22 protein-coding genes are annotated in these 26294 nt (G+C 63.5%); 16 read left to right on the forward strand and 6 right to left on the reverse strand.

Annotation, left to right across the window (positions count from 1 at the left end; translation table 11 throughout):
- Nucleotides 1-11: 11 nt before the first annotated feature.
- From IVB18_RS37585 to IVB18_RS37620, 8 genes are all read left to right on the forward strand, one after another.
- Nucleotides 12-503 carry a DciA family protein gene (locus tag IVB18_RS37585; protein ID WP_247985297.1) on the forward strand — a complete coding sequence of 164 codons (492 nt, stop codon included), beginning with the start codon at nt 12-14 and terminating at the stop codon, nt 501-503.
- Nucleotides 504-643: 140 nt separating this feature from the next.
- The gene (locus tag IVB18_RS37590) at nt 644-1315 is read left to right on the forward strand and encodes a DsbA family protein (protein WP_247985298.1); all 672 of its coding nucleotides are present in this window, start codon (nt 644-646) and stop codon (nt 1313-1315) included.
- A gap of 217 nt (nt 1316-1532) precedes the next feature.
- Nucleotides 1533-4997 carry a chromosome segregation protein SMC gene (gene smc, locus IVB18_RS37595; RefSeq protein WP_247985299.1) on the forward strand — a complete coding sequence of 1155 codons (3465 nt, stop codon included), beginning with the start codon at nt 1533-1535 and terminating at the stop codon, nt 4995-4997.
- Between the two features lie 113 nt (nt 4998-5110).
- Nucleotides 5111-6088, forward strand: coding sequence for a small ribosomal subunit Rsm22 family protein (locus IVB18_RS37600; protein WP_247985300.1), 978 nt, complete (start codon nt 5111-5113; stop codon nt 6086-6088).
- Nucleotides 6089-6223: 135 nt separating this feature from the next.
- Nucleotides 6224-6784: a LemA family protein gene (locus IVB18_RS37605; protein ID WP_247985301.1), complete on the forward strand. Its 561-nt coding sequence runs from the start codon at nt 6224-6226 to the stop codon at nt 6782-6784.
- 32 nt (nt 6785-6816) lie between these two features.
- Entirely contained in the window at nt 6817-8037 is a 1221-nt protein-coding gene (locus IVB18_RS37610) for a M48 family metallopeptidase (protein WP_247985302.1), read from the forward strand.
- Nucleotides 8038-8232: 195 nt separating this feature from the next.
- On the forward strand, nt 8233-8985 hold the full coding sequence (locus IVB18_RS37615; protein WP_247985303.1) for a hypothetical protein: 753 nt from the start codon (nt 8233-8235) through the stop codon (nt 8983-8985).
- A 60-nt stretch (nt 8986-9045) separates the two neighbouring features.
- Nucleotides 9046-9714, forward strand: coding sequence for a hypothetical protein (locus tag IVB18_RS37620; protein ID WP_247985304.1), 669 nt, complete (start codon nt 9046-9048; stop codon nt 9712-9714).
- A 28-nt stretch (nt 9715-9742) separates the two neighbouring features.
- Here the strand turns inward: IVB18_RS37620 and IVB18_RS37625 are convergent, their stop codons facing one another.
- From IVB18_RS37625 to petA, 6 genes are all read right to left on the reverse strand, one after another.
- Nucleotides 9743-10282: an adenine phosphoribosyltransferase gene (locus IVB18_RS37625; protein ID WP_247985305.1), complete on the reverse strand. Its 540-nt coding sequence runs from the start codon at nt 10280-10282 to the stop codon at nt 9743-9745.
- A 9-nt stretch (nt 10283-10291) separates the two neighbouring features.
- Nucleotides 10292-12457, reverse strand: coding sequence for an anthranilate synthase component I (locus tag IVB18_RS37630; protein ID WP_247985306.1), 2166 nt, complete (start codon nt 12455-12457; stop codon nt 10292-10294).
- Nucleotides 12458-12707: 250 nt separating this feature from the next.
- Nucleotides 12708-13946, reverse strand: a complete 1239-nt coding sequence (locus IVB18_RS37635) for a DUF4375 domain-containing protein (RefSeq protein ID WP_247985307.1) — start codon at nt 13944-13946, stop codon at nt 12708-12710.
- An 87-nt stretch (nt 13947-14033) separates the two neighbouring features.
- Nucleotides 14034-14708 carry a dienelactone hydrolase family protein gene (locus IVB18_RS37640; protein ID WP_247985308.1) on the reverse strand — a complete coding sequence of 225 codons (675 nt, stop codon included), beginning with the start codon at nt 14706-14708 and terminating at the stop codon, nt 14034-14036.
- Between the two features lie 240 nt (nt 14709-14948).
- Entirely contained in the window at nt 14949-17021 is a 2073-nt protein-coding gene (fbcH, locus tag IVB18_RS37645; protein ID WP_247985309.1) for a cytochrome b/c1, read from the reverse strand.
- Between the two features lie 62 nt (nt 17022-17083).
- Nucleotides 17084-17614: a ubiquinol-cytochrome c reductase iron-sulfur subunit gene (petA, locus tag IVB18_RS37650; protein WP_247985310.1), complete on the reverse strand. Its 531-nt coding sequence runs from the start codon at nt 17612-17614 to the stop codon at nt 17084-17086.
- Between the two features lie 281 nt (nt 17615-17895).
- Here petA and IVB18_RS37655 point away from each other — a divergent pair, with 281 nt between their 5' ends.
- The 8 genes from IVB18_RS37655 (at nt 17896) to IVB18_RS37690 (ending at nt 26106) form a co-directional block, all read left to right on the forward strand.
- Nucleotides 17896-18354 carry a tRNA (cytidine(34)-2'-O)-methyltransferase gene (locus IVB18_RS37655; RefSeq protein WP_247985311.1) on the forward strand — a complete coding sequence of 153 codons (459 nt, stop codon included), beginning with the start codon at nt 17896-17898 and terminating at the stop codon, nt 18352-18354.
- 18 nt (nt 18355-18372) lie between these two features.
- The gene (queE, locus tag IVB18_RS37660) at nt 18373-19005 is read left to right on the forward strand and encodes a 7-carboxy-7-deazaguanine synthase (RefSeq protein WP_247985312.1); all 633 of its coding nucleotides are present in this window, start codon (nt 18373-18375) and stop codon (nt 19003-19005) included.
- 17 nt (nt 19006-19022) lie between these two features.
- Nucleotides 19023-19388: a 6-carboxytetrahydropterin synthase gene (locus tag IVB18_RS37665; RefSeq protein WP_247991820.1), complete on the forward strand. Its 366-nt coding sequence runs from the start codon at nt 19023-19025 to the stop codon at nt 19386-19388.
- Between the two features lie 4 nt (nt 19389-19392).
- Nucleotides 19393-20292 (forward strand): oxygen-dependent coproporphyrinogen oxidase, encoded by a 900-nt coding sequence (gene hemF / locus IVB18_RS37670; RefSeq protein WP_247985313.1) that lies wholly within the window; start codon nt 19393-19395, stop codon nt 20290-20292.
- Nucleotides 20283-21041: an HAD family hydrolase gene (locus IVB18_RS37675; RefSeq protein ID WP_247985314.1), complete on the forward strand. Its 759-nt coding sequence runs from the start codon at nt 20283-20285 to the stop codon at nt 21039-21041. Before hemF ends, IVB18_RS37675 begins: the two co-directional genes overlap by 10 nt.
- A 368-nt stretch (nt 21042-21409) precedes the next feature.
- Nucleotides 21410-21613: a DUF2158 domain-containing protein gene (locus IVB18_RS37680; protein ID WP_247985315.1), complete on the forward strand. Its 204-nt coding sequence runs from the start codon at nt 21410-21412 to the stop codon at nt 21611-21613.
- Between the two features lie 77 nt (nt 21614-21690).
- Nucleotides 21691-23109 carry a mannosyltransferase family protein gene (locus tag IVB18_RS37685; RefSeq protein ID WP_247985316.1) on the forward strand — a complete coding sequence of 473 codons (1419 nt, stop codon included), beginning with the start codon at nt 21691-21693 and terminating at the stop codon, nt 23107-23109.
- A 537-nt stretch (nt 23110-23646) separates the two neighbouring features.
- Nucleotides 23647-26106: a hypothetical protein gene (locus IVB18_RS37690; protein ID WP_247985317.1), complete on the forward strand. Its 2460-nt coding sequence runs from the start codon at nt 23647-23649 to the stop codon at nt 26104-26106.
- The last annotated feature ends 188 nt before the right edge of the window (nt 26107-26294 follow it).

A 26294-nucleotide genomic window follows, 5' to 3' on the forward strand; every position in this document is an offset into this window, starting at 1 on the left:
TATAAGAGTCCATGTCCAAATTCCCCGCCAAACCCGGCCCCATCAGCGCAAAGCCGCTCTCGCTGCTGCTCAATGACGTCTTTGCCGAGGCCTATGCCAAGCAGGGCTTTGCCGCGCGCGAGCTGGTGACGCGGTGGGCGCAGATTGCCGGGCCGGAGATCGCGGCCCATGCCGAACCGCTGAAGATGCAATGGCCACGGCCGGTCGAGGGCCAGCCGCAGGAACCGGCGACGCTGGTGCTGCGGGTCGAGGGCCCGATGGCACTGGAGATCCAGCATTCTGCCCATGTCATCCTGGAACGGGTGAACCGCTTCTTCGGCTGGAGCGCAGTCGGCAAGCTCGCCTTCCGCCAGGCCCCCCTGTCACGGGCGCGGCGCCCGGTGCGGCCCGGCCCGCCGGACCCGAAGGCGGTCGCCGAGGTGGCGGAGAGCTTGGCGGACATCGAAGATGAACAATTGAAGACCGCGCTGGCGCGCCTTGGGGCCGCAATCAAGCGAAATTGAGCCTCATTCCGCCCTCAATCTGGACCCGTCCTTGCGGCTCGCCATTGCCTCAAGCGACGTTTCAAGCTAGCGACAGGCCGCCCAAACGGGAACCTTGATTAGATCCTTGGGGCGAGACCACACCAATCCGGGAGCCGACCTTGATCATCACCCGCCGCGCCTTCACCACGATGCTGTCGCTGACCGGGCTTACCGCGCTCGCCGGGCTCTCGCCGCTGCGGTTCATCAGCGAAGCCATGATCCCTGAAGCAATGGCGCAGGCGACCGCCGATGTCGCCAAGCCGGTGTCGCTGCCTGACATGGCTCTGGGCCCGAAGGACGCCGCCGTCACCATCACCGAATACGCCTCGATGACCTGCCCGCATTGCGCGGCCTTCAACGAGCAGGTGTTCCCCAAGATCAAGTCGGAATACATCGACACCGGCAAGGTGCGTTACATCTTCCGCGAGTTCCCGCTGGACATCAAAGCCGCCGCCGGCTCGATGCTGTCGCGCTGCATCGCCAATGGCGACGCGCCGAAATACTTTGCCGTCACCGACATGCTGTTCCGCCAGCAGAACGACTGGGTGACGAAGAACACCACGGAGACGCTGACGCGGATCGGCAAGCAGGCCGGCCTCACCCAGCCGCAGGTCGAGACCTGCCTGAAGGACCAGGCGCTGCTCGACAAGATCGCCGCCGACCAGAAATATGCCAGCGACGTCTTGAAGGTCGATTCCACGCCGACCTTCTTCATCAACGGCGAGAAGATCAAGGGCGAGACCTCGTTCGAGGAATTCGCGAAGAAGATCAATCCGCTGCTGAAGAGCTGATCCTCGCGCTCAACGCCTGATTCGCGCCGTCAAAGCCGTATCTTTCCCGTCATAAATCCCTTGGGAAAAGCGGCTTTCGCCGGTTGCCCTCGCGGCGCACCACGGCCATTGTCCAGCCGCATGAGCCGCCTCGCGCGACTCACCCAGAGAGCGACATTGCCTTCCATGGTATTGTCCCGGCAGGAGGATTCGCGCCTGCCAAAAGAGATGCGTGCTTATGAAGATCACCCGCCTGCGCCTTCACGGCTTCAAGTCCTTCGTTGAGCCGACCGACTTCGTCATCGAGCCCGGCCTGACCGGCGTGGTCGGACCCAACGGCTGCGGCAAGTCGAATCTCGTCGAGGCGCTGCGCTGGGCGATGGGCGAGACCTCGTACAAATCGCTGCGCGCCGCCGACATGGATGCGGTGATCTTCGCCGGCTCCGGCAACCGCCCCGCGCGCAACCACGCCGAAGTGACGATGACGATCGACAACGCCGATCGCACCGCGCCGGCGGCGATGAACGACAGCCAGCTTCTGGAAATCTCCCGCCGCATCGAGCGCGAGGCGGGCTCGGTCTATCGCATCAACGGCCGCGACGTGCGCGCCCGCGACGTGCAGATCCTGTTTGCGGACGCCGCCACCGGCGCACGCTCGCCGGCTCTCGTCCACCAGGGCAAGATCGGCGAGATCATCCAGGCCAAGCCCGAGCAACGCCGCCGCGTGCTGGAAGATGCCGCCGGTGTCGCCGGCCTGCACGCCCGCCGCCACGAAGCCGAGCTGCGGCTCAAGGCCGCCGAAACCAATCTTACCCGCGTCGAGGACGTGATCCGCCAGCTCTCCGGCCAAGTCGAAGGCCTGAAGAAGCAGGCCCGCCAGGCCGTGCGCTATCGCGAGGTCGCGTCCAAGGTCCGCAAGGCTGAAGCGACGTTGTTCCATCTGCGCTGGATCGGCGCCCATGCCGAGGTCAGCGATTCCGGCCAGACCCATGATCTCGCCGTCCGCGAGATGGCCGAGCGGACCCAGCACCAGGCGGAAGCCGCGCGCATCCAGGCGATCCGCGCCGCCGAAATGCCGGCGCTGCGCGATGCGGAAGCGCGCGCAGCCGCGGGCCTGCAACGGCTGACCAACGCCCGCGAACTGCTCGACCGCGAGGAAGAGCGCGCCAAGGAGCGCGTCGCCGAGCTCGAGCGCCGCCTGGCGCAGTTCGAGGGCGACATCGCCCGCGCCCAGCAACAGACCATGGATGCGGACGTCGCGCTCGAGCGGCTCGACACCGAAGATGCCGAGCTGAAGGAAGAGATCAAGTCGCGCGTGGAAAAACGCTCCGGCGTCGACGAGCGCGTGGCCGAGGCCGAGGCGACGCTCGCCGAAGTCGAGCAGCAGTTCTCCCAGCTTACCACGGAGCTCGCCGACCTCACCGCCAAGCGCAATCAGCTAGAAGCCAATGTCCGCACCCACCGCGACAAGCTCGCCCGGCTCGACCATGAGATCGCGAATGTCGCCGCGGAAGAGCAGAAGCTTGCGCAGGAGACCGGCGGCTTCGGCGATCTCGACGAGCTGACCGCAACCGTCGAGAATGCGGAACAGACGCTTGCGGCGTCCGAAGCCGCGGCCCAGGCGAGCGAAGCGGCACACGTCGCCGCGCGCCAGACGCTGGAATCTTCACGCTCGCCGCTGAACGAGGCCGACAAGCGTGTGCAGCGGCTCGATACCGAAGCGCGCACCATCTCCAAGATCGTCAATGGCGAGACCAAAAATCTGTGGCCGCCGATCATCGACGGCATCACCGTCGACAAGGGTTTTGAAAAGGCGATCGGCGCCGCGCTCGGCGACGATCTCGATGCGCCCGTCGATCCGTCGGCGCCGATGCGCTGGACCAATGCCGGCGTCACCGATGGCGATCCGGCGCTGCCCGAGGGCGTCGTCTCGCTCGCCAACCATGTGCAGGCGCCCGCTGAATTGGCGCGCCGCCTGGCGCAGATCGGCGTGGTGCCGCGCGAGCGCGGCGCTGAGCTGGTCTCGCAGCTCCAGACCGGTCAGCGGCTGGTCTCGCCGGAAGGCGACGTCTGGCGCTGGGACGGCTTTGTCGCCGCAGCTCACGCGCCAACCGGCGCCGCGCGGCGTCTCGCTGAGCGCGCTCGTCTCGTCGACATCGAGAACGAGCTGGAGCAGGCCCGCATCGACGCGCAGATCAAGCGTCAGGCGCTTGAGAACGCCGAAGCCGAATTGCAGATGGCCGCCAGCACCGAGGGTGCCTCACGCGAAGCCTGGCGCGCCGCACAGCGCGAGCTCAACGCCGCACGCGAGCGCCACGCCACGGCCGAGCGCGAGATCAACCGCCACGCCGCGCGCAAATCGGCGCTGTCGGAAGCCCATAGCCGTCTTGCCGCCGACCGAGCCGAGGCCGAGGCCGCGCACGAATACGCAGCCGCCGCGATCTCCGAGCTGCCGTCGAGCGAAGACACCGAGACCCGTCTCGCCGCGGTCCGCAGCGACATCGAAGGCCATCGCCGCATGGCGGCCCAGGTCCGCGCCGAGGCGCAGGCCCTCGCACGCGAGGCCGAGCTCGCCGACCGCCGCGTGCAGGCGATCCTCGCCGAGCGCACCGAGTGGCAGAACCGCAAGGGCAGCGCGGCCTCTCATATCGACACCATCCAGGCCCGCATCACCGAAGTCTCGATCGAGCGCAGCGACCTTGAAAACGCGCCCGCCGCGTTCGCCGAGAAGCGCAGCGCGCTGATCACCGAGATCGAATATGCCGAGAACGACCGCCGCGTCGCCGCCGACGCGCTCGCTTCCGCGGAGACCGCAATGGCGGAGACCGACCGCGCGGCAAAGTTGACCCTCGAAGCGCTGTCGAGCGCGCGCGAGGCGACCGCGCGCGCCGAAGAGCGCATGGAAGGCGCGCGGCGCCGGCTCGAGGACATCGAGCGCGAAATCCGCGACATGCTCGAAGTCGAGCCACAGGCCGTCGCCGGCCTTGCCGAGATCGAGCCCGGCGCCGAGCTGCCGCCGCTCGGCGAGACCGAGGAGGAGCTGGAGAAGCTCCGCCGCGACCGCGAGCGCCTGGGCGCCGTGAACCTGCGCGCCGAGGAAGAGCTACACGAGGTCGAGGCCCAGCACACCGGCCTGACCACCGAGCGCGACGATCTCGTCGAAGCCATCAAGCGGCTGCGCCAAGGCATCCAGAGCCTCAACAAGGAGGCCCGCGAGCGCCTCCTGACTTCGTTCGAGGTCGTCAACAACCACTTCAAGCGGCTGTTCGTCGAGCTGTTCGGCGGCGGCGAGGCGGCGCTGCACCTGATCGAGAGCGACGATCCGCTCGAAGCCGGCCTCGAGATCATCGCCAAGCCGCCGGGCAAGAAGCCGCAGACGCTGTCGCTGCTCTCCGGCGGCGAGCAGGCGCTGACCGCGATGGCGCTGATCTTCGCGGTGTTCCTCACCAACCCCTCGCCGATCTGCGTGCTGGACGAAGTCGACGCGCCGCTCGACGACCACAACGTCGAGCGCTACTGCAACTTGCTGCACGAGATGACCGCCTCGACCGACACCCGCTTCGTCATCATCACGCACAACCCGATCACGATGGCGCGGATGAACCGGCTGTTCGGCGTCACCATGGCCGAGCGTGGCGTCTCGCAGCTGGTGTCGGTGAACCTGCAAGAGGCGGTGGATATTCTCGACCAGAACGTGGCGTGAGATTTTTGGCGTCATTCCGGGGCGATGCGTAGCATCGAATCCGGAATCTCGCGCTCCAATCTCTGGATTCCGGGTTCGCGCTTCGCGCGCCCCGGAATGACGTGAGGTTATCGATGATCTCTCCCACCCTCCCCGCCGAACTCAAAGCCGCGCTCGACGCCAAGCTCCAGGGCTTTTCGCGCATCGACGCCGCGCAGCGGTCGCAGAAAATCTCGAATACCTATCGCGCCGGCGGCGGCTCGGGCACGATCAAGTCGGACGCCGATGCGCTGGCCTATGCACTCGCGCGGATGCCGGCGACCTACGCGGCCGTGGCTGCGAGCCTGAATGCGATGACCGAGATCACCCCGGACTTTGCTCCGGACACATTGCTCGATGTCGGCGCAGGTCCGGGCACCGCGAGCTGGGCCGCCGCGGAAGCCTTTCCGTCGCTGCAATCCTTCACCCTGCTCGATGCCAACGCGACCCTGAGCCGGCTGGCGCTCGAACTCGCGCAAGACAGCACGCGGCTGGCGGATTGCCGCTTTCTGCCGGGAGACGCCGGCGCGAACCTCGCCGAGGTCCCGCAAGCCGATCTCGTCGTTGCAAGCTACATCATCGGCGAGCTTGGCGAGAGCAATCAGCGCGCGCTGACAGACGCAATGTGGGCCAAAGCGCGCCACGCGCTGGTCGTGATCGAGCCCGGGACACCCGCCGGCTACGCACGCATTCTCGCGCTGCGCCAGCAACTGATCGCGGCCGGCGCCTATGTCGCCGCCCCCTGCCCGCACGAAAAGTCCTGTCCGCTGATTGCGCCGGACTGGTGCCATTTCTCCCAGCGCCTGCCGCGCTCGCAAGCGCACCGGCAGATCAAGGGCGCCGAGGTGCCGTTCGAGGACGAGCGTTTCATCTACGTCGCCCTGACCCGCAAGCCGCCCGCAGCGCGCGCCTCGCGCGTGCTGGCGCCGCCGGATGTCGGCAAGGCCGAGATCGCGGCAAAGCTCTGCACCGAGGAAGGTGTCGCGCTGGCGAAGGTGCCGCGCCGCGACAAGGCCGCTTATGCAAGCGCCCGGCGTTGGCGCTGGGGCGATGCCGTCATGTCCGAAAGTTAACCTCCTTCGGCGCTTTTGCCTTGAACTCGGATGGTTCCCCATTCGACCAAGTCTTACCTTCCTTCCGTGCCGGGCTCTCCCCCGGCGCAGTTTTGGTTTACGCTCCCCGCCTTCTTTCCCCTTCAGGAGTTCTCCATGTCGACCGGCTGGATCGTTCTCGGCGTTATCGTCGTCCTCGTGCTGTTCGCCTTCAGCGCCTACAACCGGCTGGTGGCACTGAGCCAGCGCGTCGGCCAGGCCTTTGCCGACATCGACGTGCAGCTCAAGCAACGTCACGATCTGATCCCGAACCTGGTCGAGACGGTGAAGGGCTATGCGTCGCATGAGCGCGGAACGCTCGACGACGTCGTCAAGGCGCGCAATTCGGCGATGTCGGCGCAGGGGCCGGCGCAGGTGTCCGCCGCCGAGAACCAGCTCTCCGGCGCCCTGGGCCGGCTGATTGCGCTGTCGGAGGCCTATCCGGACCTCAAGGCCAACGCCAATTTCCAGCAGCTCGCCAGCGAGCTCTCCGACCTCGAGAACAAGATCGCGGCCAGCCGCCGCTTCTTCAACAACGCGGTCCAGGAGTACAACACCGGCATCCAGCAGATGCCGGCCGCGCTGTTCGCCGGCATGTTCGGCTTCACCAGGAAGGAGTTCTTCGATCTCGGCACAAGCCGCACCGAGGTCGAGGCGACGCCGCAGGTGAAATTCTGATTTAAGCCGATAGGCCGGCAGGGCAGCGCGTCATGGCCGCGTATGGTCTCTACACGCACATCGCCTCGAACAAGTTTCGTTCGGTGCTGCTGCTCGCCGGTCTTTTCCTGCTGCTCTATGTGCTGGTCTATGCCGGTGCACTGATCGCCGAAGTCGTCATCGACAGCGATCAGTCCATCGGCTTCTACCTGTCGCGTGCTTTCGCCGACCTGCTCAAAGCCTCGCCATTTGCGACGATCGCCGCCGCGGCCTGGATCGTGATTGCCTATTTCTTCCACCAGTCGATGATCGACGCGGTGACCGGTGGCCATGACGTGACGCGGCAGGAGGAGCCGCGGCTCTACAATCTCCTCGAGAATATCTGCATCTCGCGCGGCATCACCATGCCGAAGCTGAAGATCATGGAGAGCCCGGCGCTGAACGCATTCGCGACCGGCCTCAACCCGCGGCAATATGCGATCACCGTCACCACGGGTCTTCTGAAAGCGCTGAACGACCGGGAGATCGAGGCGGTGCTGGGCCACGAGCTGACCCACATCAAGAACGGCGACGTGCAGCTCATGGTGGTCGCCGTCATCATCGCCGGCGTGGTCGGCTTCTTCGGCGAATTGTTCTTCCGCCTGTTCACGAGCTTGAACTGGAGTTCCGGCTCCGGCGGCTCGTGGTCGTCGGGCTCTTCCTCGTCGTCGCGATCGTCCTCGTCATCGAGCGACAGCAAGAGCTCCGGCGGCGGCGCTATCGTGGTCATCATCATCGCGGTTGTGCTGATCGTGGTAGCCTGGCTGTTGTCGCAGGTGGTGAAGCTCGCGCTGTCGCGCTCGCGCGAATATCTCGCCGACGCCGGCTCGGTCGAGCTCACCAAAAATCCCGACGCCATGATCTCGGCGCTGCGCAAGATCGAGAACCGCGGCGAGCTGCCGGGCGCGACCTCGGCGGTGATGGAGCTCTGCGTCGACAATCCGCGCGAGGGCTTTGCGGATTTGTTCGCGACCCACCCGTCGGTGCAATCCCGGGTCGATGCGCTGGTCAAGTTCGCCGGCGGCCATGATCCCGGCCCGCTGCCGCCGCCCGCTGATGAGACCGAAGAGCCCGACGCACAGGCCGACCAGCAGCATGCTCCGCCGCCACTACCCCGGGGGCCGTGGAACGACGCAGGCGAGGCAAGTCCGCCGCCCGTACCGGCGCCAAGGCCCTCCGGAACCGCAGCCGGCAATCCGATGAGCAATCCCCGAGGTCCCTGGGACCGCCATTGAGCGCGTGATCCACCGCGACTTCGGCTGATTTCACGGCGATCGGGAAAAACCCCGGGAATTGCCGCAACGATACGCCGAGGAATTGAATTCTCCCTTGTTTCTGCCATGTTCGCGCCCAACAGCAGACTCGGGACATCGATTTGGGGCCCGGCCGATTGCGACCTCGCGATCGGGGGCGCGCGTTAGGGGACAGCAATGGCAAAGCCGGCAGTGGTTGTGGTGGGCGCGGATAAGGGCGGGGTCGGCAAGACCACGGTGTCACGTACCTTGCTCGATTATTTTTCCGCCAACAACGTACCGACGCGCGCCTTCGACACGGAGTCGCCGCGCGGAACGCTGAAGCGCTTCCACCCTGACATCACCGAGATCGTCGACATGACGACGACCTCCGATCAGATGAAGATCTTCGATACGCTCAATGCGACGAGCCCGTCGGTAACCGTGATCGACGTCCGCGCCGGCCTGCTGTCCCCGGCGCTCGCCTCCTTGCGCGACATCGGTTTCCTCGACGCCGCCAAGGCCGGCCAGATCACCTTTGCCGTGTTCCACATCCTCGGACCCTCGATCGCATCTCTGGACGAGATCGCCGAGACCGCGGGCTTCATGACCGGCGCCAAGTACTTCCTGGTGAAGAACTTCATCAACGACACCCAGTTCTTCCAGTGGGACCAGGCGACCTATAATTCCTACTTCCATCGCATCAAGGATGCGACCGAGCTGACCATCCCCAAGCTCAACGAAATGGCCTATGAGCAGGTCGAGGTCTCGTCCGTTCCGTTCCTGAAATTCGTCGCCAACAAGGGCATTAACGACGATGCCGCCAATTACTCCTTCGTGCTGCGCGGCTATGTCCGGCACTGGCTAGCGAACGTCTGGAGCGAGTTTGACCGGATCCGGCTGACCGACATCGTCGGCTCCAAGCCCGCCGCCCGCAACAGCGAAAAATAGTTGCGCAAGTCGGGCGGATGCGGCTGGATTAGGCGGTGAGTTCGCCTGATATAGCTGTCGATGCCCGCGACGCCCCTCTACATCATCTGTTCGCCCCGCCCGCAGGTCGGCAAGACGCTGCTGGCGCGGCTTTTGAGCGAATTTTTGCTGCTCAAGAACGGCGACGTCGCGGCCTTTGACGTCAACCTGAAGGAACCGTCGCTGCTCGACTATCTGCCGAAGATCACCGAGACGGCAGACGTGATCGATACGTTCGGCAAGATGCAACTGATGGACCGGGTCATCGTCGACGACGGCATGGCCAAGGTCATCGACCTCGGCTTCCACGCCTTCAACGAGTTCTTCAAGATGGCCGACGAGATCGGCCTCTTGAAGGAGGCGGCGCGCCGCCATGTCGCGCCGATGATCCTGTTCGTCGCCGATACCGACCGCGTCTCGGCCCGCGCCCATGAAACGCTGCGCGGGCAGATCCCGCGGATGAACCTGATCACAGTCGACAATGAGTTCATCATCCGCGGCGAGCTGCCGCCTGCGATGGCCGGCGGCCGGCTGTTGCGCCTGCCGGCGCTGCCCGGCTTCCTGAAGACCTATATCGACCGGCTGAACTTCTCCTTCACCGGCTATCTGCGCCAGGAGAAGGACACCTCGACCGAGCTGCACCAGTGGACCCGGCGCAACTACCTCGCCTTCCGCGAGCTTGAGCTCAGCCTGATCCTGCAACGGTCCTAGGCATAAATTTACCCGGGCAATATTTTACTCAATGCCCCTCGAATGTCATCAGCGTGCGCACCGGCACGTCCATTGCGCGCAGCTTGGCGGCGCCGCCGAGCTCGGGCAGGTCGATGATGAAGCAGGCCGCCACGACATTGGCGCCGATCTGCCGCAGCAGCTTCACCGCGCCCTCCGCAGTGCCACCGGTGGCGATGAGATCGTCGACCAGGATCACGCGCTCGCCCGGCTGGATCGCATCGACATGCATCTCCATCTCGTCGATGCCGTATTCCAGCGAATAGGCGATGCGCACGGTCGTGTGCGGCAGCTTGCCTTTTTTCCGGATCGGCACGAAGCCGGCCGAGACCTGGTGCGCCACCGCGCCGCCGATGATGAAGCCGCGCGCCTCCATGCCGGCGACCTTGTCGATCTTGTTGCCGGCCCAGGGATTGACGAGCTCGTCGACCGCACGGCGGAAGGCGCGCGCATCGGCGAGCAAGGTCGTGATGTCGCGGAACATGATCCCCGGCTTTGGATAGTCCGGGATGGTGCGAACGCTCGCCTTCAGATCGTGGTCAAAGATCATTGGTGCCTCTCAATCGACGCTCGCATCCAGCCGGAATGCGTTCTCGACAATTCGTAAACCCACCTCGCCGCTGAGCGACATCAGCGATTCCGGGTGGAACTGCACGCCGGCGACCGGCAGGGTCCTGTGCTCGAGCGCCATGGCGACGCCGTCCTCGGTGCTGGCGGTGACATCAAGCACCTCCGGCATGCTGTCACGCTCGACATAGAGCGAATGATAGCGGCCGATCACGATCTCGTTCGGCAGATTGCGCATCAACCGCCCGCCACGCACCTGCACCCGCGAGGGCCGGCCATGGGCGGGATGCGTGAGCTGCCCGAGCTCACCGCCGAAATATTCGCCGATTGCCTGCACGCCGAGGCAGACGCCGAACACCGGCAGCTTGTTCTCCAGCGCCGCGTCGATGGTCTTCTTGATCCCGAAATCCTCAGGGCGCCCGGGGCCGGGCGACAGCACGAGCAGGTCCCACCGCTTCTGCTCGAGCATATTGAGCGCGTGCACATAGCGGACCACGGTGACGCTCGCGCCGACCTGGCGGAAATAGTCGGCGAGCATGTGCACAAAACTGTCGTCGTGATCGATCAGCAGCACCCGTTTGCCCGACCCCGTGGCGTCGGGCGCAAAGGCCGACAGCGGCTTTGGCGGATCGCCGCGCAGCGCCTGGAACAGGGCCGCAGCCTTGACCTGGCATTCGCGGTCCTCCGCGGCGGGGTCTGAATCGAACAGACAGGTGGCGCCGACACGCACTTCGGCGAGACCATCCTTCATGCGGATGGTGCGGATGGTGAGGCCGGTGTTGATGCTGCCGTCGAAATTCACCACGCCAATCGCGCCGGCATACCAGCGCCGCGGCGAGCGCTCGTGGTCCTCGACGAACTGCATCGCCCAGAGTTTTGGCGCGCCGGTCACCGTGACCGCCCAGGCGTGGGTGAGAAAGGCGTCGAGCGCATCGAAGCCGGGGCGCAGCATGCCTTCGACGTGATCGACGGTGTGGAACAGCTTTGAATAGGTCTCGATCTGCCGCCGCGCCAGCACCTTGATCGTGCCGGGGACGCAGACGCGCGCCTTGTCGTTGCGGTCGACGTCGGTGCACATGTTGAGCTCGAACTCGTCCTTCTCCGAGTTGAGGAGCTGGCGGATCTGCTCGGCGTCGCCGATCGCATCGGTGCCGCGCGCGATGGTGCCGGAAATCGGGCAGGTCTCGACACGGCGCCCGTCGGAACGCACGAACATTTCCGGCGAGGCCGACACCAGGAATTCGCCGTCGCCAAGATTCATCAGGGCGCCATAAGGCGACGGGTTGATGACGCAGAGGCGCTGGAACACTTCGGCCGGCGAGCGGTCACAGGGCTCGGCGAAGAGCTGTCCCGGCACGGCTTCAAAGAGATCGCCGCGTGCGAAGGCCGCGCGCGCGGTCTCGACTGTGGCTTGATATTCGCCGGGCGCGTGATCGGCAAAACCTTGGCGCGGCGTCTTCAGATACGGGCTGTCGGCCGTCTCGCGCGGCAGGCCCTCGGTGGATTTGCCTTTCCAGGCGAAATCGTAACTCAGCACCACGCCGCGGCCGGTGGCGCGGTCATAGGCGAGCAAGCGATCGGGGACATAGAGCACGATGTCGCGCTGGTCGCTCTCGCGCGCGCGCTTCTGGACGAGGTCCTCGATCTGGAAGACGAGATCGTAGGCGAAGGCGCCGAACAGGCCGAGCAGCCCGTCGTCATTGGCCGAGAAGGCGGCGACGAGATCGCGCACCAGCGACATCACGCTGGCGCGACGCGTGCGCTGGTCCTCGTCGACCGGGGCATCGCCGCGGATGATGTGGCCGGCAAGGCGCGAGGTGGTCTTCTCGGAGATCACGACGCAGGGTTCGCGCAGGACGTCAGCGAGGAAGGCGATCAGCACCTGCCCGCGCTGGTTCAAAGCTTCCAGCTTGAAATTGACGCCTGTTGTCTCGAGCTTGAGCGGCGGATCGGAGAAGCCGAGGTCAAAACTCTCGTAACGGCCGGGCACGGTCGTGCCCGAGGACAGCACCACACCGCGGCGACGGTCCAGCAGGCTGATGAGATCGTCGAGGCGGTTGGCGCCGCCGGAAAACTGCTCCGCCACGCGCGTGATCGCGAGACCGGCGCGGGTCACATAGTCGCTTCTGGCCGGGAGGGCAAAGACGGTCCTGTTCATGTGGTCCTCTTACGAAACTTGCCGAGGGAACGCCACACAGGACAAACGATCAGGCCGCCGCACTGCGTGGCGACCTCAGACGATTTGGGAAAGGAAAATCGCACCGGCCACCTCTTTAGGAGGTGCGCCACCAAAAACGGGCTGGGCGGACGGCGGTGCTCATGGGCGGATACACATCATGGCGCGGCGGCCGCGTCAAGAGCGGGCGTGGCCTCCTCGATCGTCGAAATGGTGTGGATCACATCGCTGATCATGCCTGGAGCCGCATGCTTTCGCGGCCGGCAGCCGCCTCGGCAGCATGACGCTCGGTTTCGGCTCTCGTTACCGTGAGCTCAGCTTTGCCGTCAGACCCGACAAGATCGGCGCGGTCGCCGAGAGTCGTAGCCATAACGCAGGTCCGCCCGCTCACCGCCAACCAGGTCGCCCGGTCATCGCTCACTCTCAGCGCCGTGATCGTCGCCGCTGGATCCATATCCGACTTTCGCAGCAACAGGTCGATAGCTTCGGCCGCCAGATTTTGCTCGGCAATTCTCGAGAAGTTCAAAATCGTGTCGGCGCTCACAGTCGAAAGCCGCGCCCCCACAACTGGCAGGTGGCGGTTGCTCGAACTTTCCTGCTTCACTTCCCCAGGCTTCGGGATCGGGCTGGGCAGGCCGTATTCATAAAGTCGTCCACCTGCTTCTTCAAAGACGCATACCCGCGAGCCCGCGTCGGTCTTAACGCCAAAGGCCATGCATTGCTTCCCCTCCACGTTCATATCGAATCCTGGAAGCACCAGCAGCTTGAGTTCCGGCTCGGGCACCACGGCCCCGCATGCCGCGGCGACCGTGATTTGCAAGCGGTCGGTCATCTGGAAGCTGATCTGGCGAACGCTTCGCCAGATACGGCGCTGCGACAAATGTGGGTGAAGTTGTGCAAGCCGCTGGATTTCGGAGGCGTATTGCTCCTGCGCTACGGCGCGCAATTCAGGCCAGTTCGCGATCCATTGGGCCGCGAGTGGCGTCATCGGTTGCTGTTGCTCTGCCTCATAGAAGCGGCGGTCAAGCCCACGGAGAGTCGCGGCGCGCTGGGAGTGACCGTTCTGCAGTGCAGCCTCGCCAGGGTGAGCCTCCACCCAGGCCATCATCTCTTGCAATATCTGCTGTTGCGCGCTGGCTCCCATGGCCTTCAGTCCAGCTAGCGCGTCGCCGGCTGTCGTCGGAAGCATCTCGATGCCCGTGTTACCGATGAACTGACTGTGACCGCTGTTGTTGACCTGAGCGAGATAGTAGTCGGCGTGATAGGCCTGCATGGCGACCGCGGGTAGTTCACGTCCAGTGTAGACGCCGACGCGTTGAATTTCGTTGACGTAGTCCACCACGGCTTCGGTGAGATAGTGGGCTTTCTCAGGCTTCTGAGCAGCCTCCAGCGCGTCGCGAGCGACAACAACAGTTGCTAACCGGCCACCTTCGATCATCGCTCCCCCGGGTTCGGCATGGCGAAACGGCACGCAACTACGCCTTATGATTGCAAAAGGCAATTGCAATCGTGACGTAGCGGAAAGCGTTAGCTGTCCCGCGCGCTGCTAGCTGCACGTCTACCCCAGATGCTTCCGGAAAAACTCCGTGGCGCGGCCCCAGGCGAGCTCGGCGGCTTCGCGGTCGTGCACGGCCTGGCGCTGCTCGTTGACGAAGGCGTGCTCGGCGTCATAGCGGAACAGCTCCAGCGACTTGCCGGCGGCCTTCATGCCCTTTTCGAAGGCATCGACCACTTGCGGCGTGCACCAATCGTCCTTGTTGGCGAAGTGAGCCTGGAGCGGAATCTTGACGTCGGCGGGCTTGGCCGCCTGCTCCGGCGGGATGCCGTAGAACACGACGCCGGCCGCGAGCTCCGGGATTTTTGTGGCGCCGATGATGGTGACGGCACCGCCGAGGCAGAAGCCGGTCAGGCCGACCTTGGCACCGTTCCGTGAGAGATATTGCGTGGCGCCGCGGACCGTCTGCGTGGTGGCGTCCATGAAATCGAGCGAGTTCATTTCCTTACCGGCGGCGTCGGTGTCGTGATAGGGCACCACCTTGCCCTTGTAGAGGTCGGGCGCGAGCGCATCGAAGCCGGCCAGCGCGAAGCGATCGCACAGGCCCTTGATCTGGTCCGACAGCCCCCACCATTCCTGGATCACGACAAGGCCCGGCGCGTTGCCGCGTGCGGCATTGGCGAGATACCCCGAGGCATCCTTGCCGTCCGGTCGCTTGAAGGTAATGACGGTTCCCATGGTATCCTCCGACGGGTTTCTGGGGAGTGGTTGCGGGCATTTTGGCGGGTGCGGGCGCGCGGCGCAATCCACACTCTCGTCATTCCGGGGCGCGCGGTAGCGCGAGCCCGGAATCCATCGGGCGACAGAGTCGGTGGACAAATGGATTCCGGGCTCGATGCTGCGCACCGCCCCGGAATGACCATTCAACAAAAAAGCCCCCTCGCGGGGGCCTTTTCATTCTCGTCTCGCGTCGGCCGCTCAGTGCGCGTCGGCCCAGACTTTCCTCTTGGTGAAGTACATCAGGCCCGCGAAGATGATCAGAAAAATGAAAACCTGGAGGCCGAGGCGCTTGCGCGCTTCCATGTGCGGCTCGGCGGTCCACATCAGGAACGTGGTGACGTCCTTGGAATACTGCGCGACGGTGGCCGGCGAGCCGTCGTCATAGGTCACCTGGCCGTCGCTGAGCGGCTTCGGCATCTTGATGGCGTGGCCGGGGAAGTACTTGTTGTAGTAGGAGCCCTCCGGGATGGTCACGCCTTCCGGTGCCTTGTCCTCAAAACCCTGAAGCACCGCCGCGACATAGTCCGGGCCCTGCTCCTGGTACTGGGTGAAGAAGTCGACGATGAACCAGGGGAAGCCGCGGCCGTAGGAGCGCGCCTTGGTGATCAGCGACAGGTCGGGCGGCGCCGCGCCGCCGTTCGCCGCACGGGCTGCCTGCTCGTTCGGGAATGGCGAGGGGAAATAGTCCGCCGGCCGGCCGGGACGCTCGAACATGTCGCCCGTATCGTTCGGACCGTCCTTGATCTTGTAGTCGGAGGCGAACGCCGCCGCCTGCGCCACCGAATAGCCGGGACCGCCGGCCTCCGCGAGGTTGCGGAAGGCGATGTAGGACAGGCCGTGGCAGTTGGCGCAGACCTCCTTGTAGACCTTCAGGCCGCGCTGGAGCGCACCGCGGTCGTACTTACCGACCGGGCCCGCGAAGGACCACTTGTTGCCCGGCGGCTTGTCGTTGCCTTCAGAGGCGCGGGCGCTGTCGATCGAGCTGGCGAACAGGGCACCGCCCAGCGCAAGCACGATCGCGGTCGACACCATCGGCGTCGACTTGCTGCCGGTCTTGGCAAGCACCGCGTCGGCGATCGAGTTCGGCACCGGCCGCGGCGTCTCGATGCGCGAGAGCAGCGGCAGCACGATCAGGAAGTACGCGAAGTAGCAGAACGTCAGGATCCGGCCGGCGATCACGTAGATGCCCTCCGGCGGCTGTGCGCCGAGATAGCCGAGCAGGATGCAGACCGCGACGAAAATCCAGAAGAACTGCTTGGCCAGCGGACGGTACTTCGACGACCTGGTCTTGGCGTTGTCGAGCCAGGGCAGGAAGCACAGGATGATGATCGCCGAGAACATCCCGATGACGCCTGCGAGCTTGTTCGGGATCGAGCGCAGGATCGCGTAGAACGGCAGGTAGTACCACTCCGGCACGATGTGCGGCGGCGTCACGCCGGGGTTCGCCGGGATGTAGTTGTCGGCGTCGCCGAGATAGTTCGGCATGTAGAAGATGAACCAGGCGTAGAGGAGCAGGAAGCAGGCGACGCCGAACCCATCCTTGATGGTGGCGTGCGGCGTGAACGGAACCGTGTCCTTTTCCGTCTTCGGCTCGACGCCGTCAGGATTGTTCTGGCCGGCGACATGCAGCGCCCAGACGTGAAGCACGACGACGCCCGCGATCAGGAACGGCAGCAGATAGTGCAGCGAGAAGAAGCGGTTCAGCGTCGGGTTGCCGACCGAGTAGCCGCCCCACAGCAGCGTCACGATGCTCTCGCCGACATAGGGAATGGCGGAGAACAGATTGGTGATGACGGTGGCGCCCCAGAAGCTCATCTGGCCCCACGGCAGCACGTAGCCCATGAAGCCGGTCGCCATCATCAGGAGGTAGATGATGACGCCGAGGATCCACAGCACCTCGCGCGGCTCCTTGTACGACCCGTAATAGAGGCCGCGGAACATGTGGACGTAGACGGCAACGAAGAACATCGAGGCGCCGACGGCATGCATGTTGCGCAACAGCCAGCCGTAGTTGACGTCGCGCACGATCAGCTCGACCGACTTGAAGGCGAGATCGGCATGCGGCGTGTAATGCATCGCCAGGATCACACCGGTCAGGATCTGGATCCCGAGCATGAAGGAGAGGATGGCGCCGAAGGTCCACCAGTAGTTCAGGTTGCGCGGGGTGGGGTAGACGACGAAGGAAGAGTGGATGAGACCCATGATCGGCAGACGGCGCTCGATCCATTGCAGGGCCGGATTGCTCGGCTGGTAGTCGGATGGTCCGCTCATGATGCGATCCTGAGGAAATAAGACGACGAGATGGCGCGAGGCTTGGGACTAGGATCCGAAGCTCAGCCGATCTGGATTTTGGTGTCGGAAACGAACTGGTACGGCGGCACCGGCAGGTTCGCGGGCGCGGGCCCCTGGCGGATACGGCCGGACGAATCGTACTGCGAACCATGGCAGGGGCAGAAGAACCCGTCGTAATTGCCCTCATGAGCGATCGGAATGCAGCCGAGATGCGTGCAGATGCCGATCACGACCAACCACTGCTCATGGCCGGACTTGACCCGGGCCTCGTCTGACTGCGGATCGGGTAGGCTCGCCACATTGACAGCGCGCGCCTCGTCGATCTGCTTCTTGGTACGGTGGCTGATGTAGATCGGCTTGCCGCGCCAGAACACCTTGATGTCCTGGCCCTCGGCGACCGGGGTGAGATCAACCTCGATCGGTGCACCGGCGGCGATGGTCGAGGCGTCCGGATTCATCTGGGAAATGAAGGGCCAGAGCGCTGCCGCGCCCCCTACCGTTGCGGCTGCCCCGGTTGCAACGAATAAGAAATCACGGCGTGTCGGATGGTCCGCCGAAGACGCTGTCGTCACGATTCCAACCCTTTCTTCTTATTCAGCCGGCGGAACCGCTCCAGGGGGCGCCCAAACGTCCCCAGAACAGTCTGCCGGCGCCCGCGGCCCCCCGCGGCGGCAGAACCTCGCTAGTCCCCACCAAAACAGGGCGAAAACAGCAGTCCAGAATCGTTCTATTGGCACCCTTGCCGGACGAGCGCAAGCCCGCTATCGGCGCGGGAGCGTGCAATGCACGAATTCCCGCGCCAACGATGTTTTAATGAGACATTTCGGCCCGCACCAACCCCGGTCGTCACCCCATGCACATAGCGCTTTTCCAGCCCGACATCGCCCAGAACACCGGCACGATTCTCAGGCTCTGTGCCTGTCTCGGACTGACGGCTCATATCATCGAGCCTGCCGGCTTCCCCTTCTCGGACCGCCTGTTCCGCCGGGCGGGAATGGACTATCTCGACCACGTCAGCGTGACCCGCCACGATTCCTGGTCGAAATTCGAGGAATGGCGCGCGGCACAGAGCTACCGCCTGGTGCTGTTCACCACCAAGGGTGGCACCGACTATCTCGATTTCCGTTACCAGACGTCGGACATCCTGCTATTCGGGCGCGAGAGCGCCGGCGTCGCCGACGCAGTGGTCGAGGCCGCGGATGCGCGGCTGGTGATCCCGATCACGCCGGGGCTGCGCTCGCTCAATGTGGCGATGAGCGTGGCGATGGCCGCAGGCGAAGCACTGCGGCAGGTCCGGAACCAGCAGGTTTGACAAGTTGAGGAGAGAAGTTTGAGTTACGCGGTCAAGGAGATCTTCCTGACCTTGCAAGGCGAAGGCGCCCATGCCGGGCGCGCCGCCGTGTTCTGCCGTTTTGCCGGCTGCAATCTCTGGAGCGGGCGCGAGGCCGATCGCGCCGATGCGACTTGCAAATTCTGCGACACGGATTTCGTCGGCATGGACGGCACGCTCGGCGGGCGCTATGCCTCGGCCGCGGAACTCGCCGATACCATTGCCGGACAATGGGCGGGATCCGCCGCCAACCGTTACGTGGTGCTGACCGGCGGCGAGCCGCTGTTGCAGGTGAACGCGCCGCTGATCGATGCGCTCCATGCCTGCGGCTTCGAGATCGGCGTCGAGACCAACGGGACGATCGCTGCACCCGAGGGGCTCGACTGGATCTGCGTCAGCCCCAAGGGCGGAAGCGATCTGGTGCTGCGCCGTGGCCATGAGCTGAAGCTGGTCTATCCGCAGGCGCTCGCCGCGCCGGAGGCCTTCGAGGGCCTCGCCTTCGAGCGCTTCTCGCTTCAGCCGATGGACGGGCCCGAGGTTGCCGAGAATACCGTGCGCGCCATCGATTACTGCCTGCGCCATCCGCAATGGCGGCTCAGCGTGCAGACGCACAAATCGCTCGGCATCAGATAGGATTGGTTTTCGAACAGATGTGGGAATTGACGAAATCGTTCCGCTTCGAGGCGGCGCATTCACTGTCGGGAACGACGTTCGGCGCGGCCAGCGAAGAGATTCACGGCCACTCCTTCCGCGCCGAGGTGACGGTGCGCGGCACGCCGGATCCCAACACCGGCATGGTGGTCGATCTCGGCCTCCTCCAGCGCGCGATCGAGGACGTGCGCGTGATGCTGGACCACAAGTTCCTCAACAAGGTCGAGGGGCTCGGCGTGCCGACGCTGGAAAACCTGTCGCGCTTCGTCTGGGAGCGGCTGGCCCATGTCGGCAAGCTCACCCGCGTCAGCATCCACCGCGACAGTTGCAACGAGAGCTGCACCTATTACGGTCCGCAGGGCTGACGGAATGACATCGACGATGGACCCGAGCTTGATTGAAGATCGCAAGGCCCGCGCCCGCGCCTGGTTCGAAGCCTTGCGTGACGACATCTGCGCGAGCTTCGAGCGGCTGGAAGACGACGCGCCGCAAAGCCTCTACCCCGGCGAAGCCGGGCGCTTCGTGCGCACGCCCTGGCGGCGCACCGACCACACCGGCGCGCCCGGCGGTGGCGGGGTGATGTCGATGATGTACGGCCGCCTGTTCGAGAAGGTCGGCGTGCATTGCTCGACCGTGCACGGCGAATTCGCTCCTGAGTTTCGCGCGCAGATCCCGGGCGCGGCGGAGGATCCACAGTTCTGGGCATCCGGCATCTCGCTGATCGCGCACATGCGCAATCCGCACGTGCCCGCCGTGCATATGAACACGCGCTTCGTCGTCACCACCAAGGCGTGGTTCGGCGGCGGCGCCGATCTCACGCCGGTGCTCGATCGCCGGCGCACGCAGGAAGATGCGGACAGCATCGCCTTCCACGCCGCGATGAAGCAAGCCTGCACGCAGCCGAACGGTGTCGCCGACTACGACAAGTACAAGAAATGGTGCGACGAGTATTTCCATCTGCCGCACCGCAAAGAGGCGCGCGGCATCGGCGGCATCTTCTACGACTGGCACGACAGCGGCGATTGGGACGCCGACCTCGCCTTCACCCGGGATGTCGGCCGCGCCTTCCTGAAAATCTACCCTGACATCGTGCGGCGCAATTTCGCGACCGCGTGGACGGCTGACGATCGCGAGGAGCAGCTGGTCCGGCGCGGCCGCTATGTCGAATTCAACCTGCTCTACGACCGCGGCACCATTTTCGGGCTCAAGACCGGCGGCAACGTGGATTCCATCCTGTCGTCGCTGCCGCCCGAGGTGAAATGGCCATGACTACGATGAAGCCCGCATCGAGGCCACTGCCGCGCGCCATGCTGATCGACATGGACGACACCATTCTCTCGGCCTATGGCCGGCCCGAGATCGCCTGGAATACGATTACAGCGGAGTTCGCCGCGGAGCTTGCGCCGCTGCCGCCGCAACTGGTCGCGACCACCGTACTGTCCTTCGCGCGAAATTTCTGGGCGAATGCGGAAGCCGCGTGGCGGCTCAAGCTCGCCGAGGCCCGGCATCTGACCGTCAAGGGCGGTTTTGCCGCGCTCGCAGCAGCCGGCCACCGCGCCCTGCCCGACGATCTGGCAATTCGCATAGCCGACCGTTTCACCACCTATCGCGAGGAGGAGATGTTCGTCTTCCCCGGCGCGCATGATGCCATCGACGGGCTCAAGGCGCTCGGCATCAAGCTCGCGCTGGTGACCAACGGCGCCGCCGACACCCAGCGCGCCAAGGTCGAGCGCTTCGAGCTGGCGCACCGTTTTCACCACATCCAGATCGAGGGCGAGCACGGTTTCGGCAAGCCCGAGGAGCGCGCCTATCTGCACGCGATGGACGCGCTCGGCGTCACCGCAAAAGATACCTGGATGATCGGCGACAATCTGGAGTGGGAAGTCGTGACGCCGCAGCGCCTCGGCATCTACGGGATCTGGATTGACGTGCATGGCGACGGTCTGCCTGAAGGCTCGACCGTCAAGCCCGACCGCATCATCCGCTCGCTCGGCGAACTCTTGCCGGGCGAGCCGTAACCGAAGCAGAGATCGGATTCAGCCCGAAGCTTCGTGAGCGTCAGACCAAAAATATCGAAAACAACCCCATGCACAGTAGCCGGCTGCTGCAAAATCAACGACTTACGGATTTAGCGAAATCCTTTTGACGCGTCGGGCAAAACAGGGGCATGATACCATCATCGCGGCGCGTGGGATGGAAGAGTTCCTGCGTTACTCATCGCACCGTCGAGCGATCTCCGACTCGAACCTCTGCCATCGGCTTTCCAGCAGTCTGTGCAGGCCGATACGCAAGCCGGAGCGAATTCACGGGCCCCGCACTCCGTGATCGGCGTGTCATGACGGCTTGCTAGCCTCCCCTCTAGTTGATCAACCCGAAAGGACCATCCATGGAATTGAAAGCCGGCGATATCGTAATGCTGAAATCCGGCGGCCACCCGCTGACCGTCGCGGCGGTGAAAGGCGACGACGTGCTCTGCCTCTGGATGGGCATGGAAGGCGATCTGTTCCGCGAGACGCTGCCGCTCGCCGTGCTCGAGCAGGTGGAAGAGGAAGAGGACGATGAAGACGAAGACGAGGAAGATGACGAGTAAGCGCGTCTAGGGCGTGTACTCATAATCCGATCAGCCGGCAAAAGTAGGCCGTGTCCGCTATGTCTTTGAGACCGGACATGGCCAGTTCGCCTCAGCGAGTCACTGAAGGCCACAAGGCGGCATTCAGACGGCCTAACAGGTTCGCTTTTCCCCTAGAAGCAGACATCACAGTTGCCACAGCCCGCGTCCTCCAAGAGTCGATGCAGATCTTCAGGCTGGCCGAGATCCATCTCAACGCTGGACGTTCGGAAGTCTGCCGCGTCATGCCCGCCAAATGTCAAAGCGGCACACCTGAGGCGATTGATCTTGGGCTCTTACCGAGCGACAGTATGGACATGGAGATACGCTATCCGATCTGGAATTATCCTTCTTGGCTTCCCTATTGTTTGGCCATCTTGATATTTTTTTGTTCGCGGGGGGTGGTCGCACTCGGACTGGTATTCTCTCAAAAATATCTGCCCTCCGGGCCCGACGTCTGGTCTGCGGGACCGATCTGGTACCACCAATTGCTGCAATGGGATTCGGAATGGTATTTCAAGATCGTCACAGATGGCTATCAGTATAATGGCGATCCGACTGTTCAACAGAACATCGTATTTTACCCGCTGTATCCGATGCTTGCATGGGGCCTGGCGACGATTAGCGGTCTCACGCCTGCGGATGCATTGCTGTTGGTATCGAACGTCGCGGGATTGCTCGCGATTGTCGTCCTTTTCAAGCTGGTTCGCGAGGAATTTGGTGATCAACTGGCTCTCGCCACAACCGCGCTGCTCAGTTTTTTTCCCTCTTCGGTCTTGCTATCGGCCGGGTATACCGAACCCTTGGCACTGCTGATAATCGTCTCGGTTTTTCTTGCTTTGAAACGAAAATACTACTTGTCGGCAGCACTGCTTGCAGGCTTGGCAGTCTCTACCCGATCGACGGGCGTTGTCCTATTGCCTGTCCTTCTTTGGGAGATGTGGGCCAATCGCGATCAGACGAAGTTCCTTCTTGCCCTCGTGCCATGCGTCCTTCTTGCGACGTCGGGCATCTGGCTATTCATGATCTACCTCTGGAGCGCTTTCGGAACTCCGTTTGCTTTTGCGGATGGGCAGGCGGCATTCCATCAAGGAACGACGCTAGCGACAAGATTAATTCCGGCACTAAAGCTTGAGCCGTTCACACGAATGATGCTCAATGATTGGAATCCATGGGGACAAGCTAGCTGGTTTACATTATGGTTCATAGCCTTGATTGTTTTGGGCTGGTCTCGACTGCGCGCAAGCTGGACACTGTTCGCAATGGCAGTCCTGTTGCTGCCATATCTAACACTCAGCGGTGGGCCAGCAGGCTTCGTCTCAATGAGTCGATTTAATCTCGTTTCATTTCCCCTGTTTGTGACGTTGGCTGGTTTAGGATTGCGAGCGAAGTGGCTTTTGGCAGGAGTGATAGGACTCTTCGGCGCGTCCTTGTTCATGAACACCGCCTTGTTTGCACGTAGAATTTGGATTGGTTGATCGCTACAAATACTCGCGATGGCATGCTTGAGCAACGACCCAGTTTCACGCTGCGTGTCCACCACAGATTTTTCGGATCGAATTCGCTTCGGTCAATCGCGTCGTTTTGACGGTCGGCCAGCCACTTCCGGACCACCCTAATCAGCGGGCATTCGCAGGGTACGTCGGCACGTCAAACGTGCCATAAGCCGGCCGAAATATCCGCGTGGCTGACCGAGAGTCGCGCAGATAGGCTTATAAGGAAGTCGAGGCGGCAATCACATAGCCACGATCCACCAATCTCGCATGGTTTGCTTGATGCGCTCAAGCTCCTCTGACGGTATAATGCTCATGTGACAGATGGTGTTACGTCTGACGGTAGAACCCACTCTCGCAGGCTCGCGTAGCCGCCCGCTACAATCGGAGCCTGAATATGAACTTAGTCTGTGCGGGCGTATCAACGAGTTATTAGGAAGTTATCCGGCGATCGCGTGTAGCGCGAGTTGGTCAAAGCGCACCCAATAGAGCCCATCAGGGCCCCACCAAGAGGGCAGCGTATTGCAATCGATATCCAAGATTCCCGGTCGCTATTATCTGGCAATCTTTGTGCTGGCGTTCGCGACGCTTTCCTACCAGATCCTGATAACGCGCTTCTTCAGCGTTATGCTCCATTATCATTTCGCATTCGCGGCCATTTCACTTGCCATGCTGGGGCTCACCCGCGGAGCGATGAAAGTCTACGGCAAGCCCGCCCGTTATGCCGCCGAGCGGGGCGGAATCGAATTCGCCCGCCACGCGTCATGGTTCGCACTCAGCAGCGTTGGCGCAATGATCGTCTTCCTGTGCGTGCCGCTCGTCGTATCTGCAGAAAATGTGCCCCTCGCTCTGGCGCTGGCGACCATCGCCTTCGTGTCTCCGTTCACGGAAGGCGGGGTTTGCATCACGCTGTTGCTCACACGCTTGCCCTATCGCGGCGGGTGGCTCTATGCAGCCGATCTCCTGGGCGCCGCAGTTGGATGTCTCGGGGTGATCTTCATACTGTTGGTGATTGACCCCGTAAGCGCCACGCTATGGATTGGAGCCTCTGCTGCCGGCGTCGGCTGTATCGTCGTGCGAACCAGCGATGACGTCCGTAGTGTGCGTTTGAGCGGGGCTGTCGCGCTAACGCTGGCCGTCGCGGCCACCGTGCACTCCGGCCTTGACCTGACCGGTCGAAGCCATCTCGGTGTGTTCTGGGCCAAGGGCGCTGAGCAGACCGGCACGCTGTTTGAACGCTGGAATACCTATTCGCGGGTAAGGGTGCGCGAATTGGCCGAGAAGGTCCCGATTGGCTGGGGTTTGGTCCGCACTCCTGATGCCCGGGTCGACCAACACCACCTCGACATCGATGCCGATGCAGGCACGGTCATCACCAGGTATGATGGCGACATCCGAAAGCTCGCCTACCTGAAGGACGATGTCATCAATGCAGCCTACCTCGTGCAGCCGGCGGCCGACGTCGCTGTCGTTGGCGTCGGAGGCGGTCGTGACATCCTTTCCGGTCTGCTCTTCGGCGCCAGCCGGCTCCGCGCAATTGAGATCAACCCGGTGATCTTCGAAGTGCTCACCGAGAAATTCGCCGACTTCTCCGGCCATCTCGATCGCCAGCCCGGCGTATCCTTGGTCAATGCCGAAGCGCGAAGCTACATCAACCACTCGTCCGAGCGGTACGATCTGGTGCAGATTTCGCTCATTGACACCTGGGCGGCGACGGTGGCCGGTGGCCTGACGCTCACCGAAAATCGTCTCTATACCGTGGAGGCGTGGGATGATTTTTACCGGGCGCTCAAGCCTGGCGGGCTGTTGTCGGTATCACGCTGGTACGGTGCCGAGAAGCGCCGTGGCGAGCTATACCGGCTGATTGCGATTGCCGCGAGCGCGCTGCAGCGCAAGGGAGTCTCGGCCGGGGAACTGCGGCATCACGTCGTCGCGGTCAACGTCGGCAACATCGTGACGGTGATTACCCGGCCTGACGCGTTCAGCGACGCAGAATGGCAAGGCGCGCGCGAGAGACTTCAGGCGCAGGGCTTCAAGATATTGTTGGGGCCGGACGTCACCTTCGATGCCGTCACCTCGACATTGCTGTCCGACAAGGCAGACCAGGCTTTCTTCGATTCGCTGCCGGAAAACATCGCTGCTTCGACGGACGACAATCCGTTCTTCTTCTATACGTCGCGCTTCAGCGACTTCGTGAGCATCCATAGTTGGGACATCATGAGCAACAATGTCGCGATCGGCATCACCGGCTTGCTCATCATCGTAGCGCTCTGCGCTTGCGGATATTACATCGTGCTGCCCTTCCTCCGTCTTGCAACGCAGATGCCAATGGCGACACTGACGCCGCCCCTGACCTATTTCAGTGCGATCGGGATGGGCTTCATGCTAATCGAGATATCGCAGATGCAGCGCCTGATGGTCTTTCTCGGACATCCCGTTTACGGGCTGAGCGTCGTGCTATTCACAATTCTTCTCTTTAGCGGGATTGGCAGCGCCACGGTCGGTGCGGATACCTCCTCCCGATCACGCGTCACCGCCTTCAGGATTGCCGCCCTCCTCACCACACTCGTGGTGGCAGGGCTGCTGACGCCGCTGGTCACCACCTGGGCGCAGTCGCTGTCAACCGACATGCGTATTCTGGTGTCTGTCCTGCTGCTGGCTCCTCCTGCATTCTGCATGGGGATGATGTTTCCGCTCGGCCTCGGTGTCTGGCACCGTCATCATCAACTGCTGCCGTTCTTCTGGAGCACCAACGGAATTACGTCGATGTTCGCGTCGGTGCTGGGTGTGGCGTTGTCGATCCAGTTCGGCATCGCCAAGACCTATGCGCTGGGGGTGTGCTCTTATGCGGTCTGCGCCATCGTGATCATTGCAAGCCGCTGGGTGCAGTCGATCGACATATCAGCCGAGAAGCGCCCCGTTAGCCCCGAGGCTTATATCGCAGGAAAGGACGGCCCCACGATTCGGAGGCCACATCAGTAAAGGGAAGTCCGAATACCGCGTCTTCGGCGAGGCAAGGCGGCAGTGGGGGAATGGCAGTCTCACCCACTGCAGGTGCGGATGGTGCATCGCAAGCGCGACATGCGGCGCAGGACGGTTATGGGTCAATCGCGTCGGTTTGCCCACGAGGCGAGGACTTCCGGTCTGACCGGATAAGCGGACATCGTCAG

Source organism: Bradyrhizobium sp. 186, from assembly GCF_023101685.1.
GTDB lineage: Bacteria > Pseudomonadota > Alphaproteobacteria > Rhizobiales > Xanthobacteraceae > Bradyrhizobium.